Raw genomic sequence first — 18,907 nt, 5'->3', positions numbered from 1 at the left:
TCTACCGATATCGAGGCCCGCCATGTCCGGTCTGCCGTTTGTCGCCCCCTGGCTGGTGCTGCTCTCCGCGCTCTGGGCGATGCTGCCACTCCTTTATCTCCGGCAGCGGCGGGCAGGCACCGTCATCGCCGTCTCGCACCTCACCGCGACGTTGGCGATCACCCAGCCCTGGACCGAGAACTGGTACTGGGACGACGGGTCGAGGCTGATCCTCGTCCTCGGGCAGGGCACCCTCATTGCGCTGGGACGGCTGGTCTTCGAACTCAGCCCGCTCGGCGCCCGCCGCCACCCCGTGGGCCCCGGTCCCCAGACCCGGAGCTGAAGCGTGTGTCCAGAAGTTGTGCGCGTAACGGCGGTGACTGAGCACGCCAGGTGGCCGGTGGCTGTTGGTTGGTGACTGTTCCTCTTCTGAGCCGAGCCACGGCAGTTGGGGTATTTCGATGTCTCCTGGCGTGGGGGAGGTGAGAACATCGCTCGATGCCGGTCGATCCGCACGTTCTCGCCGTGTTCACAGTGAGCACCATCGTCGCCCTGGTCACCCCGGGGCCCGACATGCTGTTCGTGCTCGGGTGCGGCATGCGGGGCGGTGCCCGCGCCGGGCTGCTGGCCACGGTGGGCGTGATCACGGGGGACGCGTTGTACATCGCCGCGGCGGCCGCCGGGCTCGCCGCGCTGCTGACGGCGTTCCCTGTCGTGTTCACGGCGCTACGGATCGCGGGCGCCGCGTACCTGGTCTATCTCGGTGTCCAGATGATCCGTAACCGTAAGAGCAGTCAGGCCGACGATCCCGTCGCCAGCGGGATGTCGGGTCGGCGTGCCTTCCTTAACGGCGTGGTGTCCTCCATGGCCAACCCGCAGACGTTCGCGTTCATGGTCGCCTTCCTTCCCCAGTTCGTCGATCCCACGGCAGGGCCGGTCTGGCTGCAGTTCGCCATCCTCGGCGGCGTCCTGATCGTCCTGGAGTTCCTGGCCGACGGGACGGTCGGTGTCCTGGCAGGGCGGATCGGCGGCTGGCTGCGCGGCCGTGAGGCTGTTCGCCGCCGGATGGACGCCGCGACCGGGAGCGTGTTCATCGGCCTGGGCGTCACCCTCGCCGTCGAACGCTGACCTCACTCTCGTGAGCGCACCGAAACTCAAGCCGTGCCACGCCGTCGTCCCACGCATGAACGGGGGCCAGCAGACCGACTCGGCGATGCCTGGCATCGCCGTCGCCCAAGGGAAGCCTCTGACGGGTCTGGCCCACTGGAGTGCTCAAAGCCAGGTCAGGAGGCGGCAGCCGCGGTTACGTGTTCAGCTGCCGCCCCTGTGGCGAGGCCGCGTTCCTCTGGCAGTGCTGAGGCACGTCGGCGGGAGTGGCACGATAGGCGCACCGACACGGGAAGGGTAACGGGGCATGGCAGTCATCCACCGCACCACGCTGACCCCCAGCAAGCTGGAGCTTCTCAGCTCATGGCTGCCTGAGCAGTCCTGGTACCGGGGCAGAGGGTCCAAGCCGGAACTGACCAAGGCCGGCGGCTTCCGCCTCGACGATCCCCAGGGCGAGGTCGGGATCGAGTTCATGGCGGTCACCGACGCGTCCGGAGACCAGCCCGTCACGTACCACGTACCGCTCAGCTACCGTGGGCAACCGCTGGATGGAGCCGATCACGCGCTCATCGGCACTGCCGAACACGGGGTGCTGGGACGACGGTGGATCTATGACGGAACACAGGATCCCGTTCTCGTCACCCAGCTGTTCGCCCTGATCACCGGCGAGAGCGAGCCGCAAGCCCAAAGCACCAGCAACGCCCCCGACACGTCCGTCACAAGCCACTTCTCGGAGACCGGCCACACAGCAGCGATCAGTCTCACGGCCGTGACCAACGGGCCGGAGTACACCGATCTCCTCGTGCAGACAGATGACGTCCCCGGGTCGGGGACTCGACCGGGCGGACAACTGATCGTCCGAGTCATTCGGATCCTTGAGCCGGGTCGGGACGTCTCGTCAGCCCACGGGGCCAAGCCCTTGGGACACGTCACCGCCAACTGGCTTCAGCCGGACGGCACCAGGGCGCAGGACTTCTTCTCCGTCGTTCACGACGCCGCGACGGCTCGAGGAACCAGGTTGCCACCTTCACCGTGAAGACGGAGCGCTCCGGCAGCCACACCATGGCGCGGATCGCGTCCGGACCCACGTACGCCGGCGTCGTCGCGGTCACCGAGCCACCCGGGCAGTGTCCGAGCCGGGCTCGGCGTCGCCGCTCTACTCCCGCCACCTACGGATCCGGGCTCAACCGCGTGCGGCCTTCCCGAGCGCCCTGACGTCGAACCCGTGTCGCCGGGTCGGCTCCTCAGGCCTCGTGCACCGTGACACCCAGATCGCCACGGCGGACTTCGAGCGCCCGGCGCTCGAGGGAGTGCCGTCCCGCGCGGACGAGACTGCGGCCGCCCGGTGGGGACCCCCGCCGGGCGGTACAGGCCGAAACCTTTGCCCGCATAATGTCCGTTATGTCAGCCATACAGCCGAAGTTCCAGATCAGCCACCGTGACGAGAACGACTGGACCGTGGTGGAGATCCACGGCGAGGTGGACGTGTACACCGTGCCGCAGATCCGCGATCACGTGGTAAGCAGAATCGACGAAGGCCGCCGCCGCATCATTCTCGATCTGCGCCGGGTGACCTTCATCGACTCGACCGGCCTTGGCGTGTTCGTCGGGATCCTCAAACGCATCCGCGAACGCGACGGTGAGTTGCGGCTCGTGATCGCCAGTCAGACGGTCCGAAAGATCTTCGACCTCACCAGCCTGTACGGCGTCTTCCCCATCTACGACTCGCTCGACGCCGCGCTGACCTCCCCTTGAACGCACGCGCGCGGACGCCGTGACCGACGGGAGCAGTCGACGGCCCGGCGGGTAGAAGCCCGCCGGACCGGAGTTCGCTCACTGGCGTTCGTGCGGGGTCAGGCCGCGGCGCCGCCTGGCACGCGCTCCCGTACCAGGGCGTACAGCACCACCGAGACGGCCATGATCCCGGCGGCGGTGAACACGCCCGGCGCCCAGCTGCCGGTCGCGTCGCGCATCACGCCGCTGACGACCGGGCTGGCCACCGCGCCGATCTCGGCGACCAGGTTGAACACACCGAAGGCGGAGCCGCGCTGCTCGTCGGGCACCTGGTCACCGAGCATGCTGTGGACGATCGGCTGCAGGGCGTTGAAGAACAGTCCGGAGACGAACAGGATCAGCCCGAGCAGCCACAGCGACGGGCGCCCGGCCAGCAGGGAGAGGCCGAATGCCACCGCCAGCAGCGTGTGTGCGACGGCGCAGGCTATGGCGAGCGACTTGCGGCCCTTGCCGCGCCGCACCTGCCGGTCGGCGAGCCAGCCGCCGAGTGGGAAGCCGATGATTCCGGCACCGGCGTTGAACGCGGCGGTCAGGGCGGCCGCGATGAGACTGCTGTGCGTGCTCTCCTTGACGATCTGTACGGACCAGAACGAGAAGAACCACAGGTTCCACATCACGGCGATGAAGGCGATGTAGAGCAGCCACATGTTCTTGGTGAGCAGCACCCCGGAGCGACCGGTGCGAATGATCTCGCGCACCACCACAGCGATCATGGCGGCTGCCAGCACGCCGGAGCCCACGGCGGTGAGCCAGTCCGGCCAGCCGAGCCGCTCGGTGAGCAGGAACAGGCCGGTGATGGCGACGGCGGACGGCACCGAGTACGCGAGAAGCCGCACCAGCGGAGGTCCGAGCCGAAGGGGCCGGTCGCCGCGAGCCCGGAAGAAGGCCCACGTGGCCGCGGCCACGAGCAGCGAGACGATGCCCAGGACGTAGAGGGGCATGCTCCAGGCGCGCCCGCCCATGCCGAGCGAGCTGCCCCAGTCGATCAGGTACGGGGTGGCTACGACGCCGACGGTCAGGCCGATCGACAGTCCCGAGATGACGACGCCGAGGCCCATCGTCCGCCGCGTGGGCGGAGTGTGGCCGATGACGAGGGTGCGGTCGTTCGAGTAGAAGACACCCTCACCGAGGCCGGTGAGCACGCGCGCGACGACGAAGGCGACCAGTCCGGTGACCACACCGGAGACGAAGGTCATGACGCCCGCCCACACCAGGGACAGGACGAGCATCTCGCGGTGGCCGTAGCGGTCTCCGAGCCGTCCGCCGGCGTACTGTGTGAGCATGTAGCCCGTGAAGAACATCGAGCCGATGAGCCCGCCGAGGGTGGCGGGGTTGGCGGCGTCGCCGATGAACCCCGCCTTGTTCTCGATCATCCAGGCGATGACGGGGCCTGTGACCGTCCGGTCGGCGTAGCTGATCAGCCAGCCGAGCAGCAGGAACATCCACAACTGCTGGTAGCGGCCGCTGAAGACAGGGCGTGGTTCGGCGGTGGCGACGGAGGCGGCTACGGGCCGTCCCGACCCAAGTAGGTCGCGCATGCATTCCCCTTGACGCGAGTGCCCCGTGGGACCGGCTGTCGATCGGTCACCACGAAGCGACTTAAGTAAGCGCTTGCTAAGGTCGCAGCAGGATGATCAAGCGTCAATAGAGATCACATGGGGAAGCGCTAACTGTTGTGTCTCGGCGCCCGGTACACCGCAGGCATACCGGCCGAACAGGGATGAGCCAGCGAAGAGCGGCCACGACACGTCAGAGATAGTGAGTCCTGAACAGATAGATGCAACGAGCAGCCAGGACGAATGTGGATACGAGTAACAGCAGTACCGATCACGGCAGTACGGGTGACAGCAGCACCGACGCAGGCAGTACCGGTGACGACGGCACGGACGAGGGCAGCGCCGACGCAGGCAGTACCGGTGACGCCAGCACGGACAAGAGCAGCGCCGACGCCCGCTCGGCATCGCACCCCACGACAACAGGTCCGGCGAGACCCCACGGGCGCGGGTGGCGCCGTTGGATGATGGACACTCGGCCGCTGCAGCGCCCGGCCTTTCGCCGGCTCTGGTCCTCGACCATCGTCACCGCCGTCGGCAGCCAGCTCACCGCGGTCGCGGTGCCCAAGCAGATCTACGACATCACGGGCTCATCGGCGTGGGTGGGCTACGCGAGCCTCGCCGGGCTTGTGCCGTTGGTGGTCTTCGCGCTGTGGGGCGGCGCGATCGCGGACAGCATGGACCGGCGCAAACTGATGCTGCTCACCAACGGCGGTATAGCCGTCACCTCGCTGCTCTTCTGGGTCCAGGCCGTCACAGGTCTGGACTCCGTGCTGGTGCTGATGGTGCTGCTCGCTCTTCAGCAGGCATTCTTCGGCCTCAACTCCCCCGCCCGCAACGCGTCCATCGCCCGCTTGGTTCCCAAGGAGGAACTGGCCGCTGCGAACGCGCTCGGATCCACTGTCATGCAGACGGGGTTGGTGGCCGGACCGCTGCTCGCCGGTGCCCTGATCCCCGTCATCGGGCTGGCCGAGCTCTATCTGATCGATGCCCTGGCCCTGTGCGTCACCGTGTGGGCGGTCTGGCAACTCCCCGCGCTACCGCCGCTCACCACAGCGGCGACCGGGCGGGCGGGATGGCGCGAGATCATCGCAGGCTTCCGCTACATCGCGCAGCGCAAGGTACTGCTGCTGTCCTTCCTCGCCGACATCATCGCCATGGTCTTCGGCATGCCTCGGGCACTGTTCCCCCAGCTCGCCGCAGAAACGTACGCGCCGTACGGAGAAGGGCTCGCGCTCGGGCTGCTGTTCGCGGCCATCCCGATCGGTGCTGTGGTCGGCGGCCTGATGTCGGGCACGTTCTCCCGCGCACGCCGGCACGGACTGATGGTCATCGCGGCAGTGGTGGCCTGGGGAGCGGCCATCACGGGATTCGGGCTGAGCACCAGTCTGTGGATTGCGGTGGTGTTCCTCGCCGCCGCCGGCATCGCCGACATGGTCTCCATGGTCTTCCGTGGAGCGATCCTGCTGTCGGCTGCCACCGACGAGATGCGCGGCCGCATGCAGGGGGTGTTCACGGTGGTGGTCGCAGGCGGCCCACGCCTGGCTGACGTCCTCCATGGCACTGCTGCTTCGGCCCTGGGAGTACGTACGGCTGTCGTAGGCGGCGGCCTGCTGGTCATCGCCACGATGCTGGTCCTGGCCGCCACGATGCCGGCCCTGCGTCGCCATCGAGCGTGATCACGGACGGCTGGGCCCGGCGCGGCGGCCCGGCGCCTCGCAGCCCCCGGGGGCGCCGTCGGCGGTCGCGGTCGTCCGCCACCCTGATCTGGCCGTGCCTGTGAACGTCGGGGCGCCGGTCCGATGGCGTCCGGCGCCGACGGTGGGCGGGTGAGCGGTCCTCGATCTCGTCAGAGCACATGATCAACCGCAGGCCGTCTGCTGTGAGGGCTTCATCTGCCTCTCCGGTTCAGGGCCGGGCCAGCCGCACGTGCCGACGCAGGCCTCGTTGCCCTCGACGTCGGCCACCACCCAGTGCGACGGCGCGAATTCATCGGTCACCAGATGGCCGCCGGCTGCTATCGCTGCCGCAATGCGCGCCTCCGCCTGGTCGTGCGGCACGAAGACGTCGACGTGGAGCCGGTTGCGCTGCGGGCGCGGCGCGTCCATCTGCTGGACGAACAGCGGTGCCCCGCGACGGTGCGGGTCTATCAGGTCCTCCTCGCTGTCGGTGCGGTCCCGGTAGCCGAGGAGGGCGCGCCAGAACGGGATCACGTCGGGGCCGACGAGAGCGTCAATGGCGACTTGAACGGTCTGCACAGCGGACGGATCGGCGCTGACGCCCAGTTCACGCGCCACGGCCGAGATCTGCCGGGCCAGTTCGATGTGCCCTTCGGTCAGCCCGTAATAGTCGTCCGTGATCGTGATCAGCCGGACCGTCACGCCCTCGGACCGCAGGTCGATGTCGGGGACATTGTCCGCGAGGCCGACCCGCTCGCCGATCTCGTGCACGAGCCGGGCGCCGGCCGCGAACGAGCCGGTACGGAAGTGCGTACACGCTCCCTCGCCCAGTACACGCCAATCCTCGACGCCGACGGCTTCATGGAACTGCCGCGGAGAGATCCGCTGGGTCTTGCCCTCAGCATGAGTCATGCACTCAACGTAGCGAGCACGTCTGACAATTCAGCACTCACAGGAAGGCAGGCTGCGCGTAGCGGCGGCGGCGCCTGGCCAGGCTGCGATCGATCATTCAGAGGCGCCCAGGAGGCGCAGCCCCAAGCGAAGGCCGCCGGGACGATCGCCCGGACACCGTGAGCGGCGCGTGTGATCGTGCGGCCACTGTGCCTGTCCCCGGACGCCCCGTGCGGACAGCGCCCGGGCGGCGCCATCGCACGCAGGTACCGTTCCACGGCAGCGCGCCGATCCGCGTCCCGGCACGGGCACGAAGCGCCGTCCGAGCCCCGTTCCCCCTATCGGAGACCACCGCATGAGTACACCCATCACCATCCACGAGACCATCGCCAGCCGCGTACTGACGGGGCGCGGCGCGGTCGACCACGTTCCTGAGGAAGTCGAACGGCTGAGGGCAGGGCGAGTCCTGCTTGTCGCGACGCCCTCGGCCAAGGCGACGGCCGACCGCATCGCCCACGCACTGGGCGCGCGTCTCGCGGCCCGTTTCGACCGTCCCGCCGCGCACACCCCGGTGGCCGTCACGGACGAGGCGATGACGGTCGTCGAGGCGGCCGCCGCCGACTGCGTCGTGGCGATCGGCGGCGGCTCGGCGATCGGTCTGGCCAAGGCGGTGTCCGCGCGCACCGGGATGCCGCAGATCGCGGTTCCCACCACGTACGCGGGCTCCGAGGTCACCCCGGTGCTCGGCGAGACCGAGGACGGCGTGAAGACCACCCGCCGCGATCCCGCGCTGATGCCCGGCACGGTCGTCTACGACCCCGATCTCACCCTCACTCTTCCGCCAGGCCTCACCAGGACCAGCGCGGTCAACGCCCTTGCACACGCCGTGGAAGCCCTCTGGTCGCCCACCGCGAGCCCGATCACGGACGCGCTTGCCACCGAGGCGGTGGACGGCATCCTGTCCGCGCTCCCGGCGGTGCTCGACAACCCGGGCGATCCCGAGGCCCGCGGGCGCCTGCAAACCGCCGCCTGGCTTGCAGGCATCTGCCTGGCCCAGGCGCGTATGGGCCTGCACCACCAGCTCGCGCACGTTCTCGGCGGCGCCTTCGATCTGCCGCACGCGGAGCTGCACACCCTTTTGCTGGCGCACATCATGGCCTTCAACCGGCCCGCCGCGCCGGAGGCGTTCGCCCGCATGACGCGTGCCATCGGCGGCGACCCGGTCGCCGCCGTGTCCGAGCTGGCCCGCGCCTACGGCGGGCCGACCACCCTCGCGGACTTGGGCGTTCCCGCCGACGAACTACGCACGATCGCGGAGCGGGTGGCGGGGGCTCCGTATCCGAACCCGCGGCCGCTCACTGTCGACGGTGTCGCGGCCCTGCTCGACGACGCCTGGCACGGCCGGATCCCCGGCGGCGAGGGTCGGTAACCCAAACTCGCGCGGACCAGCACTCTGTTCTGTCGCTCCTCGGCCGTCCGGCGCAGCTCGATCTGTCACCGCGGCGTTGTTACGATCAGCCATCAATCGACAGGAAACTTGATGATGCGATGGCTCGTGGAGGTACTGTCCGTGGCGCGGGAGCCCGTCACGTGCGGGCGTGGCCTACACCGATCGGAGCCGTATGTCCCTCCTCGCCAGGCCGGCGGTGGCCTCCTTCGCCGCCAAGACGATGCAGAGCCTCACCGGGCTCGCGGGCCGACGCTCCAGCGGACCCGGTTCGACGGTCTCCTGGTACGCCCGATTCCCTGAATTCCCACGACAGGCTCGCCCCTTGACGGTCCCGACGTCCGTCGCGCCGGCCCCGGTCACGGTGTACAGACCCCCGGGTCCGGCGGCGAATCCGCCCGTCCACGTCAACTTCCACGGCGGCGGCTACGTCATGTCGATGCCGGAGATGGACGACGGGCTCTGCAGGTTCCTCGCCGCCGAGGCGGGGGTTGTCGTGGTCAACGTGAAATATGTCGTCGCCCCGCAACACCCGTTCCCGGCCGCGCCCAGGCAGGCCTTCGAGGTGGTGCGCTGGGTCGCCGAGCAGGGCGCACAGCACGGCTGGGACGGCGGCCGGCTCACCGTGGGCGGGCAGAGCGCCGGCGGCGGGCTCGCGGCGGCCGTGGCCCGCCAGGCGTTGGAGCAGGGCGGACCGTCGATCGCGCTCCAGGTGCTGCACTATCCCCCGCTGGACCTCGTCACCAGCGCCAAGGAGAAGCAGGCCGCCGTCGCCAAGCCCATGCTGCGGCCGTGGATGGCGGAGGTCTTCGACACGTCGTACGTGCCGGATCCGAGCGAGCGCGCCGACCGGCTCGTCTCGCCCGCCCATCCGTCGGACACCGCCGACCTGAAGGGCATCGCCCCGGCTGTGGTGATCACGGCCGAGTACGACCTGCTCAGGACCGAGGCGACGCGCTACGCCGAGCGGCTGGGTGCGGCGGGCGCACTCGCCGAGCACCACGACGTGCGCGGAGCCGACCACGGATACGACTCCAAGGACGACGAGAAAGCCCGGGAGACCTACGCCCTGATCGCCCGTCACATACGACGAGTGAACGGGGCCGAAGCCCCCAAGGCCCTTTGAGGGCACGGACGGCCGACACGTCCGCCGCACCGGACGCCCGGCCGTCCCCCAGGAGCCGTCACTACCGAAGCCGCTGTCCCCTATCCAGCAGCTTCCGGCAGCACGACGCCCAGCTCGTCGGCGCGCTCCGTCAGGTCGCGCCGCACCTTCGGCGCCACCGGCAGCCCCTTCGCGGAGCGCTCCGCGGCCACCGCTGCGCTGCGCTCGCCGGGGTAGTACACACCGGCCACGCCGTCCGCCGCCGGCAGCCCCTTGAGCGTGCTCAGGGTGGTGTCGACGGCCGCGGTGAAACCGTCCGGGTCGCCGAAGGCGGCCGGGTCGAGGGCGATGAGCAGGGCGTTCTGGCGGCGCTTGCGGCCCTGGGTGGTCGTCCGAGTGGAAGGCGGAGAAGATCGGTTGCGCATCCTGTGGGTGTACACGTCGGGCCATGTGACGCGGACGTTCACGGAGACCGGCAAGACGGTGGAACACGTGTCGGTCGAGGACCAGATGGGCTGAGCCGGTCCGCGAAGACCTCACCCGTCGGCAGGTCGGCGCGCCTTCCGGGCGTGTCCGGCGCGGAGGCCTCGACGCTGCTCCAGCTGTCCGGAAAGGCCCGCTTCCGGCGCGGTCTTCGTGTTCTGCAGCCGGCGCCCCACGTGGGCAACAAGATTGTCAACAATTTCGTTCTCTCTTATTGCCGAGAGCTCCGGCCACGGCCCTCCGTCAGGTGCGCGACGTGAGGATGCTGCCGGTGTTGGCCGCGACGACGGCCCCGATGGCGGCCCACTCCGTCCATCCCAGGCTCTGCCCGAGGACGACCCATCCGACCACGGCGGCGAGGACCGGATTGACGCTCATGAAGAGACCGAAAGCCCGCGCCGGTACGCGGCGCAGGGTGAACAGGTCCGCGAGGTAGGGCACGGCCGAGGAGAGGACGCCGGCGGCGACGGCGTACACGGCGGCCCCCGCGGTCGGCGGACGTTCGACGACGATGACGAGTCCGGCGGGCAGGAACATCAGGGCGGACAGTCCGGCCGCGGCAGCCGGTCCCTGCGCTCCGGGGATGCGCCGTCCCACGGTGCGGTTGAGCAGGATGTACGACGCCCAGCAGACGGCGGCCAGCAGACCCAGGCCCATCCCGAGGTAGTCGGTGGAAGGCCCCGGGCGCATCAGGGTGACGACGCCCGCCGCGGCCATCACCGCGCAGCACGCGTCCAGTCGGCGGCGTGAGGCGGCCAGGGCGATGCTGAGCGGGCCGAGGAACTCCAGGGTCACCGCCAGCCCGAGACCGATGCGGTCGATCGCGCTGTACAGGGACAGGTTCATCGTTCCGAACACCAGGGCCAGCAGCGCGACCGGCCACCACTGCCGCCTGGTGAAGGTCCGCAGATTCGGCCGGCCGACCGCGAACAGGACGATCGCGGCGACGTATTGGCGTACCGCGACGACACCGACGGGTCCGAGCACGGGGAAGGCGAGGGACCCGATCGCGGCACCGATCTGGTTGGACAGTCCGCTGCCGACCATGGTGACCACACCGGCGAGGTGCTTTCCCCCGACCTCCGGGGACGAAGGCGCCGGGGACGACGGCACGGGCGACGACGGCACGGAGGACGAAGGCACCCCGGCTGACCGGCGTGCGGAAGCTGCTGAACGTTCGGATGCTGCATGCATGCCCCGCATCGTGGGACCACGCTGCTCTTGCACAAAATGCATCCGCAGAAGCATCTATACGCTTCACTCATGGATGTGGAGCTGCGGCAGTTGCGCTGCCTCGTCGCGATCGTCGACGAGGGCACCTTCACCGATGCCGCCATCGCGCTCGGTGTCTCTCAGGCAGCCGTGTCCCGGACACTGGCCTCGCTCGAACAGGCCCTTGGCGTACGGCTGTTGCGGCGGACCTCGCGCGAGGTGACTCCGACGGCGACCGGGCTGCGCGTGGTGGCGCAGGCCCGGCGTGTGCTCGGCGAAGTGGACGACCTGGTCCGCGAGGCCACGTCCGGTCATACGTGCCTGCGCATCGGCTACGCCTGGTCGGCGATCGGCCGCCACACTCTGGCCTTTCAGCGCCGATGGGCGGGCGCGCACCCCGAGACGGACCTGCAACTCATCCGCGTCAACTCCACCACCGCCGGACTCGCGGAGGGTGCCTGCGACCTCGCCGTGATACGCAGGCCGGTGGACGACCGCCGCTTCGACTCCGCCATCGTGGGGCTGGAGCGGCGCCTGTGCGCCATGGCCGCCGACGACCCGCTGGCCCGGCGCCGCTCGATCAGGCTCGCCGACATCGGCGGGCGCAGGCTGATGATCGACCGGAGGACCGGGACGACCACCACGGATCTGTGGCCCCCGGACTCCCGCCCGGCGACCGAGGAAACGCACGATGTCGACGACTGGCTCACCGTGATCTCCACGGGCCGCTGCGTGGGCATGACGGCCGAGTCCACCGCGAACCAGTACCCGCGGCCCGGCATCGCTTACCGGCCGGTGCGCGACGCCGAGCCGATCGCGGTGCGGCTCGCCTGGTGGCGGGACGACCCGCATCCGGCCACCCAGTCCGCGATCGAACTCCTCACGGAGCTCTATCGCAAGGCCTGAATCCCGGCCACCAAGCTCACTCCATGCGGCTCACTCCGTTCAGCTCACTCCATCCAGATCACCCCGTCCAGCTCACTCCGTCCGGCCCAGCGGAATCCTGATGGTGAAGGCCGTGCAACCAGGCCGACTGGCCAGCTCGATGGTGCCGCCATGCGCGCGTACGAGTGACCGTGCGACCGCCAAGCCAAGGCCGCTGCCGCCACGATCGCGACTGCGGGCCTTGTCGACGCGGTAGAAGCGGTCGAAGACGCGCTCCTGATCGGCGGCCGGTATGCCCGGCCCGGAGTCGGCGACCCGCACCATCGCCTCCCCGGACGAGACGGACGTCTCCACGGACACCTTCGTGTCGGCCGGGGTGTGCACGGCGGCGTTGGTGAGCAGATTGTCCAGCACCTGCCGGATACGCAGGGGGTCGAGACGCAGCATCACCGGCTCGGGCCCGGCCGCCACGGTCAGCGGGTGGTCCGGCCGGCCCGCGCGGAACGCGTCCGCGGCCTGGCGCACCAGGTCCATCAGGTCCGTGTCCTCCGGCCGCAGCGGTGTCTCCACCTCTGCGGCGTCCAGGCGGGCGAGCAGAAGCAGGTCGTCAAGGAGCACGCTCATCCTGGCCGCCTCGGCGCGCAGCCGGGCCAGGTGCTTCTCGCGCTCCTCGGGCGCGTTGGCCGCCGCGTACTGGAACAGGTCGGCGTAGCCGCGCACCGACATCAGCGGGGTGCGCAGCTCGTGCGAGGCGTCCGCGACGAACCGGCGCAACCGCTGTTCGGCCTCCGTGCGGACGGCGAGGGAGTCGTCGATGTGTTCCAGCATGGTGTTGAACGCGGTGCGCAGCTCCTCGACCTCGGGGCCGCCCTTCTCGCCGTCGACGCGCACGGGGAGTCGCGCCGAGTCGGTGAAGTCGTGCGAGGTGATGCCGTGGGCCGTGTGCGCCATGTCGCTGAGCGGCTTCAGGCCGCGCCGCAGCACCGCACGGCCGGCCACGACGAGGGCGAGCAACGCGAGTGCGAACGTGGCGACCTGAACCGTGACCAGCTGCTCCATGGTGTCCTCGATGTCCTCCATGGGGGCTGCGGTGACGAGGACCACGCCGGGTTCGACCTCGCAGGCGCGCAGCTGGTATGTGCCCTCCCCCTTGAGGTGCGCGGTGCGCAGGATCTCCGGGGAGCCCGCGTCGGGCAGCTCCGCGGCGACGGCGGCGAGTTCCCCTGTGTCCGCGGGCACGTCGGCGGACTTGCGGAGCACAGGCACGCCGTCCGGCATGTCGTACACAGCGGTGTACCAGCCGTAGTACGGCTTTCGCTGCACGGTGCCGTGGACCAGGGCGTCCTTGGACTGTGTGACCTGGACGAGCTTCATCTGGTCGGCGAGCTGGTGCTGCAGGTAGTCCCGCATATACGTCGACAGCGCCGTACCGACGACGGCGAACACGATCAGCGACAGCACGGCAAGGCCCAGCGCCAGCCGTGTGCCGAGGCGCTGGCTGCGGTAGGTCTGCCTCAGCCGGCTGATCACTGGGTGACCTGCCGTACCACGTACCCGACTCCCCGCACGGTGTGGATCAGCGGCTCGCCGGTGTCCTCGAGCTTGCGGCGCAGGCGGCTGACGACCAGCTCCACGACGTTGGAGCGGCCGCCGAAGCCGTACTCCCAGACGTGGTCGAGGATCTGCGCCTTCGTCATCACGGTCGGTGACTTGCGCATCAGGAAGCGGAGCAACTCGTACTCGGTCGGTGTGACCGTGAGGCGCCGGTCGCCTCGCCGCACATCACGGGTGTCCTCGTCCAGCGTCAGGTCCGCCACCCTGAGCACGGACCGCTGGAACCCCGGCCCGGTGCTGCGGCGCAGCACGGTCCGCAGCCGGGCCATGAGCTCCTCCACCGCGAACGGCTTGACGAGGTAGTCGTCACCGCCCCTGGTCAGGCCGGCGACCCGGTCGGCCACGCCGTCGCGCGCGGTGAGGAACACGACGGGGACCATCGTCCCGGACTGGCGGAGCCGGTCCAGCACGGCGAAGCCGTCGAGGTCGGGGAGCATCAGGTCGAGCACCACGATGTCGGGCTGGAACCCGGCGGCCCGGCTCAGGGCCTCCTCGCCGGAGTTCGCGGTGACCGCTTCCCAGCCCTCGTAGCGGGCAACCGTCGCCACGAGGTCGGCGATGGGAGGATCGTCGTCCACAACGAGGAGTCGCACTCTTTCCACGTGCTCATGGTGCTTCACGTGTCTTATGACGCCATACCCGCCCCCCAGTGCGGCCGGACGGGTCCGTATCGATAACGACTTGAAAGTCGACCGACAGTAAAACGACAGCTCCCACCAGGCAGGCTCGAAAGTCCCCACCCCCGAGCGAGGAGTTGCCGACCGTGACGACTGTCCAACGTGTCCAGCCGCCCCCGCCTGCGGCGGCGATACGCCCCAAGGTCGTCGCCCGCGCAGGCCTGTACGCCGTCCTGGGCGCCAACGTGTGCGTGGTGACCACGTTCTTCTTCCAGGCCGGGCTCGGCTCGAACGCCCTGATGCTGCTGGGCCGACTGGCCGGACTGTACGGCGCGCTCCTGATGGCCTTCCAGCTGCTGCTCGTCGCCCGGCTGCCGTGGCTAGACCGCCGGATCGGCATGGACCGGCTGACCTCCTGGCACCGCTGGGTCGGCTTCGGCGTGCTGTGGACCCTGGTGACACACATGGTGTTCATCACCTTCGGCTACGCGCAGCTGTCGTCGCTGCCGCCGGTGGACCAGTTCGTGGAGCTGGCGACGACCATCGAGTACGTGCTGCGCGCCGTGGTCGCGCTGGCGCTGATCATCACGGTCGGCATCGTGTCGGCGCGCTTCGCCCGGCGCCGGCTGTCGTACGAGACGTGGCACTTCATCCATCTCTACATGTACGTGGCGGTGCTGCTGGCGTTCTCGCACCAGGTCGCGGTGGGCACGACCTTCACGACGTCGGCCACGGCCACCGCGTACTGGTGGACCCTGTGGGGAGCGGCGCTGGGCTCGGTGTTCCTGGGACGGGTGGTGCTTCCCCTGCGGCGGAACCTGCGGCACCAGCTGCGGGTGTCGGCCGTGGTGCCCGAGTCCGACAACGTCGTGTCCATCTACGTAACGGGACGCGACCTGGATCAACTGCCTGCGCGAGCGGGCCAGTTCTTCCTGTGGCGGTTTCTGACCAGGGAGCGGTGGTGGCAGGCCAACCCGTTCTCGCTGTCGGCCGCACCGGACGGCCGGCAGCTCAGGCTGACCGCGAAGACGGCCGGCGACGGCACCGCAGCCCTACGCCACATCCCCGTGGGCACGCGAGTGTTCGCCGAGGGCCCCTACGGCGCCTTCACCACCCTCCACCGCACCCGCCCCGACACCCTGCTCATCGCCGGCGGCGTCGGCATCACCCCGATCCGGGCCCTGCTGGAGGAGCTGCACGGCCACGCGGTGCTCATCTACCGGGTGGCCACCGACCGGGACGCCGTGCTCTACGACGAACTGCGGGAACTCGCCGCCGCCAAGGGCACCGAGCTGCACCTCGTCACCGGCCCGGCCACGCCGGACAAGCTGGCACCGGAGGCGCTCGCGCGGCTTGTGCCGGACGTCTGCGAACGGGACGTCTTCGTCTGCGGCCCGCCCGGGATGACCAGCGCGGTGCTCCGCAGCCTGCGCGAGCTGGGAGTGCCCAGGCAGCAGATCCACTTCGAGCGCTTCAGCCTGGCGGGATGAGAGGGACATCGTGAAACGAGCACTGCCTGTCTTCATCCTGACCGTCGCGGGCCTGATCCCGCTCTGGCGTTACGAACCGCCTGCCGGCACGACGACCACCGAGGCCGCCGAACTCGTCCCGACGCCCTCGCCGGCTTCTTCGCCGTCTCCTTCCTCTCCTTCGTCGTCTTCTTCGTCCGCGGCCTCGCCGTCCGCGTCGGCGGCCGCCTCGCAGGTCGTCCGCGGCAGCACCGTCAACACGTCGAAGGGGGCCGTGCAGGTGGAGGTGACGTTCGAAGGCGACAAGATCAGTTCCGTGCGGATGCTCCAGCAGCCGAACCACCCGCAGACCACGGCTGCCGTGCCGAAGCTGATCGAGGAAACGCTGGAGGCGCAGAGCGCCGACATCGACACTGTGTCCGGAGCCACGATCACCAGTGAGGGATACATCCAGTCGCTCCAGGCCGCCATCGACGCGAAGGACGCCTGAGATGCGGCGCGTCGAACACATCATGGGATTCCCGGTGTCGCTGCGGATCGACGACGAGGACGTCCCCGAGGAGGCGGCGGACGCGCTGTTCGCGTGGCTGCGCGAGGTCGACGCGCGTTTCAGCCCCTTCAAGCCCGACAGCGACGTGTCCCGGCTGGACCGGGGCGAGCTGTCGGACGACGACCTCAGCGCGGATCTGGTGGAGGTCCTCGGCCTCTGCGAGGAGTACCGGGTCGCGACCGGCGGTGCGTTCGACGCCCGGCTGCCGGGCCGCGGCCTCGACCCCTGCGCGATGGTGAAGGGCTGGTCGGTACAGCGGGCGGCGGAGCTGCTGACGGCCGCGGGGGCGACGCGGTTCTGCCTGAACGCCGGTGGTGACGTGGTCGCGGCCGGCGGTCCGTGGCGGGTGGGTGTACGGCACCCCGAGCAGGCCGACAGGCTGTGCACGGTACTGGAGATCACCGACGGCGCGGTGGCGACCTCCGCGCGGTACGAACGGGGTGACCACATCCTTGACGGGCGTACCGGCCGTCCGGCGACCGGACTGCTCAGTCTCACCGTCGTGGCGCCCTCGCTGACCGAGGCCGACGCAACCGCGACAGCGGCGTTCGCCATGGGCGCGGAGGGCATGGAGTGGGCCGCCGCACGGGAAGGGTGCGAGGTGTTCGCCGTGGATGCCGAGCGCAGGGTCGTCCGGACTCCGGGACTTCCCGTGGCCGCCTGATCGCCCCCTGAGTGGCTACGGGCAACGGAGCCGAGTGCTACGGGCAAGGGGCCGCCCCATAGCGAGAAAAACCGGTCGACGGCCGCCCCAGCGACAGACTGTGATGGTCCGGCACCCGCCGAATGGAGCGGCGAGCGACTGTCCGCTGGCCGCTTACCGGCAAATGACGGCACCGGGCAAGGAGCGGGGCCGACCACAGGAGCCTCTCTTGGCTACCGAGACAACCGCGGAGCAATCCCCGGGTCGCGGCGCAGACCACCCGTCAGGTCAACCAGACCCTGATCGGTCAGGCGACCGATCACCGACCCGGCCGCGACCCGGACCGGGAACCACGCCCACGACGGCGGCGGAAGCGATCATCTGGTGCTCGGAATGGGCTTGCCCGGGTACAGAGCTACGTGAACACCAGGACGGCCCGACGGCCGCCGTCTGCCCCGCTCGCCGAGGAGGACGTATGACCACCCTTGCCGACCCCGTCCCAGGTGGACGCCCCGGTGATGTCGAGCGGGCCACCGCGCTGAGCGTGGAGCTGTCCGGGCAGGGCGTACGCGGCATCGTGCTGGCCTATGTCGACACCGCGGGCATCGGCCGGGTGAAGACCATCCCCACGGCCCGGCTCGCCTCGGCGGCCGCCTGGGGCGTCGGGATGTCACCGGTGTTCGACACCTTCCTGGCCAACGACTCCATCGTCTCCACCGATGTGCTCGGCTCACCGGACGGCGACCTGCGCCTCTACCCCGCCCTCGACCAGCTGGTGGTGCTGTCCGGACAGCCGGGCTGGGCGTGGGCCCCCGTCGACCGGATCACCCAGGAGGGCGAGCGGCATCCGGCGTGCAGCCGCACCTTCCTGCGCCGGATCGTCACAGACGCGGCCCGGCACCACGGCATCACGTTCAAGGCGGGCATCGAGGTCGAGTGGTCCATCGGGCAGGGGTCGGCGGCCGGCGACGAGTTCGTCCCCGCGACCTCGGGTCCGGCCTACAGCGCCACTCGGCAGGTCGAACTGAGCGACTACGCCGCCGAGTTGATGGGGGCCTTCACGGCACAGGGTGTGGACGTCGACCAGATCCACCCCGAGTACGCCGCCGGTCAGTTCGAGATCTCGGTGGGCGCGCTCGACCCGGTGGCCGCGGCCGACCGGAGCGTGCTGGTGCGGCAGACCATCCGGGCGGTGTCGCAGCGCCACGGACTCAAGGTTTCCTTCTCGCCGGCCGTCTTCGCCGAGGGCGTCGGCAACGGCGGCCACGTGCACATCTCGGCCTGGCGCGACGGGGTGAACCTGCACTCGGGTGGTGACCGCCGGTACGGCATGACGGCCGAGGCCGAGTCCTTCGCCGCCGGCGTGCTCGCACACCTGCCCGCGCTCACGGCCGTGACCGCCCCCAGCCCGGCCAGCTATCTGCGACTCAAGCCCTCGCAGTGGGCCGGGGTGTTCACCGCCTGGGGCCGCGAGACCCGCGAGTCCGCGGTGCGCGTCATCACCGGTACGGCGGGGCGGCGCGAGCAGGCGGCGAATCTGGAGGTGAAGCCGGTCGACCTGGCCGCCAATCCGTACCTCGCGCTCGGCTGCCTCATCGCCGCCGGGCTCGACGGACTGGAGTCGTCCGCGCCCCTGGCCGAGGAGATCACCGGGGATCCCGCACGGTTCAGTGCCTCGGAAGCGGCGGCCTGGGGCGTGCGCCGCCTGCCGACGTCGCTGGACGAGGCCGTGGAGGAGTTCCGCAAGGACGAGCGGCTCCGCGCCGCGCTCGGACCGGTCCTGGCCGACGCCGTGATCGCCGTGCGCCTCGGGGAGATCGCGGCCGTGGCCGGACTGGACGACGAACTGGTGGCGGCGGCGTACCGGTGGAAGTACTGA

The 18,907-nt window shown here is 70.0% G+C and carries 18 protein-coding genes; 12 read left to right on the top strand and 6 right to left on the bottom strand.

Annotation, left to right across the window (positions count from 1 at the left end):
* Nucleotides 1–22 precede the first annotated feature (22 nt).
* From H1D24_RS36645 to H1D24_RS36630, 4 genes are all read left to right on the top strand, one after another.
* Nucleotides 23–322 (top strand): hypothetical protein, encoded by a 300-nt coding sequence (locus H1D24_RS36645; protein WP_181662053.1) that lies wholly within the window; start codon nt 23–25, stop codon nt 320–322.
* A gap of 182 nt (nt 323–504) precedes the next feature.
* Nucleotides 505–1,107, top strand: a complete 603-nt coding sequence (locus H1D24_RS36640; protein ID WP_220137642.1) for a LysE family translocator — start codon at nt 505–507, stop codon at nt 1,105–1,107.
* Nucleotides 1,108–1,393: 286 nt separating this feature from the next.
* Nucleotides 1,394–2,122 carry a maltokinase N-terminal cap-like domain-containing protein gene (locus H1D24_RS36635; protein WP_181662051.1) on the top strand — a complete coding sequence of 243 codons (729 nt, stop codon included), beginning with the start codon at nt 1,394–1,396 and terminating at the stop codon, nt 2,120–2,122.
* Between the two features lie 365 nt (nt 2,123–2,487).
* A complete protein-coding gene (locus H1D24_RS36630) occupies nt 2,488–2,841 on the top strand; it encodes an STAS domain-containing protein (RefSeq protein ID WP_181662050.1) in 354 nt (117 codons plus the stop codon).
* Nucleotides 2,842–2,939: 98 nt separating this feature from the next.
* On the opposite strand, the gene H1D24_RS36625 is transcribed toward H1D24_RS36630, so the two are convergent.
* The gene (locus H1D24_RS36625; protein WP_181662049.1) at nt 2,940–4,418 is read right to left on the bottom strand and encodes an MFS transporter; all 1,479 of its coding nucleotides are present in this window, start codon (nt 4,416–4,418) and stop codon (nt 2,940–2,942) included.
* A gap of 239 nt (nt 4,419–4,657) precedes the next feature.
* On the opposite strand from H1D24_RS36625, the gene H1D24_RS36620 reads away from it, so the two are divergent.
* Complete coding sequence (locus H1D24_RS36620; protein ID WP_258564615.1) at nt 4,658–6,112, top strand: MFS transporter; 1,455 nt, start codon at nt 4,658–4,660, stop codon at nt 6,110–6,112.
* A gap of 183 nt (nt 6,113–6,295) precedes the next feature.
* Here the strand turns inward: H1D24_RS36620 and H1D24_RS36615 are convergent, their stop codons facing one another.
* Complete coding sequence (locus H1D24_RS36615) at nt 6,296–7,024, bottom strand: 4a-hydroxytetrahydrobiopterin dehydratase (protein ID WP_181662047.1); 729 nt, start codon at nt 7,022–7,024, stop codon at nt 6,296–6,298.
* 334 nt (nt 7,025–7,358) lie between these two features.
* On the opposite strand from H1D24_RS36615, the gene H1D24_RS36610 reads away from it, so the two are divergent.
* Together H1D24_RS36610 and H1D24_RS36605 are read left to right on the top strand one after the other, a co-directional pair.
* Complete coding sequence (locus tag H1D24_RS36610) at nt 7,359–8,432, top strand: maleylacetate reductase (protein ID WP_181662046.1); 1,074 nt, start codon at nt 7,359–7,361, stop codon at nt 8,430–8,432.
* A 193-nt stretch (nt 8,433–8,625) separates the two neighbouring features.
* Entirely contained in the window at nt 8,626–9,576 is a 951-nt protein-coding gene (locus H1D24_RS36605) for an alpha/beta hydrolase fold domain-containing protein (RefSeq protein WP_181662071.1), read from the top strand.
* Between the two features lie 80 nt (nt 9,577–9,656).
* Here the strand turns inward: H1D24_RS36605 and H1D24_RS36600 are convergent, their stop codons facing one another.
* A complete protein-coding gene (locus tag H1D24_RS36600; protein WP_258564614.1) occupies nt 9,657–9,980 on the bottom strand; it encodes an Ldh family oxidoreductase in 324 nt (107 codons plus the stop codon).
* 301 nt (nt 9,981–10,281) lie between these two features.
* Complete coding sequence (locus H1D24_RS36590; protein WP_181662070.1) at nt 10,282–11,085, bottom strand: EamA family transporter; 804 nt, start codon at nt 11,083–11,085, stop codon at nt 10,282–10,284.
* Between the two features lie 216 nt (nt 11,086–11,301).
* On the opposite strand from H1D24_RS36590, the gene H1D24_RS36585 reads away from it, so the two are divergent.
* A complete protein-coding gene (locus H1D24_RS36585) occupies nt 11,302–12,156 on the top strand; it encodes a LysR family transcriptional regulator (RefSeq protein ID WP_181662045.1) in 855 nt (284 codons plus the stop codon).
* Nucleotides 12,157–12,228: 72 nt separating this feature from the next.
* Here H1D24_RS36585 and H1D24_RS36580 read toward each other — a convergent pair whose 3' ends face one another.
* Together H1D24_RS36580 and H1D24_RS36575 are read right to left on the bottom strand one after the other, a co-directional pair.
* Nucleotides 12,229–13,665, bottom strand: a complete 1,437-nt coding sequence (locus H1D24_RS36580; RefSeq protein WP_181662044.1) for a sensor histidine kinase — start codon at nt 13,663–13,665, stop codon at nt 12,229–12,231.
* Nucleotides 13,662–14,351, bottom strand: a complete 690-nt coding sequence (locus H1D24_RS36575) for a response regulator transcription factor (RefSeq protein WP_181662043.1) — start codon at nt 14,349–14,351, stop codon at nt 13,662–13,664. Before H1D24_RS36575 ends, H1D24_RS36580 begins: the two co-directional genes overlap by 4 nt.
* A 161-nt stretch (nt 14,352–14,512) precedes the next feature.
* On the opposite strand from H1D24_RS36575, the gene H1D24_RS36570 reads away from it, so the two are divergent.
* The 4 genes from H1D24_RS36570 to H1D24_RS36555 all read left to right on the top strand — a co-directional run bounded on the left by H1D24_RS36570 (nt 14,513) and on the right by H1D24_RS36555 (nt 18,907).
* The gene (locus H1D24_RS36570; RefSeq protein WP_181662042.1) at nt 14,513–15,856 is read left to right on the top strand and encodes a ferredoxin reductase family protein; all 1,344 of its coding nucleotides are present in this window, start codon (nt 14,513–14,515) and stop codon (nt 15,854–15,856) included.
* 10 nt (nt 15,857–15,866) lie between these two features.
* Nucleotides 15,867–16,325, top strand: a complete 459-nt coding sequence (locus H1D24_RS36565) for an FMN-binding protein (RefSeq protein ID WP_181662041.1) — start codon at nt 15,867–15,869, stop codon at nt 16,323–16,325.
* 1 nt (nt 16,326) lies between these two features.
* Nucleotides 16,327–17,049: an FAD:protein FMN transferase gene (locus H1D24_RS36560; RefSeq protein ID WP_181662040.1), complete on the top strand. Its 723-nt coding sequence runs from the start codon at nt 16,327–16,329 to the stop codon at nt 17,047–17,049.
* Nucleotides 17,050–17,503: 454 nt separating this feature from the next.
* Nucleotides 17,504–18,907 (top strand): glutamine synthetase family protein, encoded by a 1,404-nt coding sequence (locus H1D24_RS36555; protein ID WP_181662039.1) that lies wholly within the window; start codon nt 17,504–17,506, stop codon nt 18,905–18,907.

It is taken from the genome of Streptomyces himalayensis subsp. himalayensis, from assembly GCF_013778455.1.
GTDB lineage: Bacteria > Actinomycetota > Actinomycetes > Streptomycetales > Streptomycetaceae > Streptomyces > Streptomyces himalayensis.
This window is presented reverse-complemented; position numbering and strand designations above follow the sequence as displayed.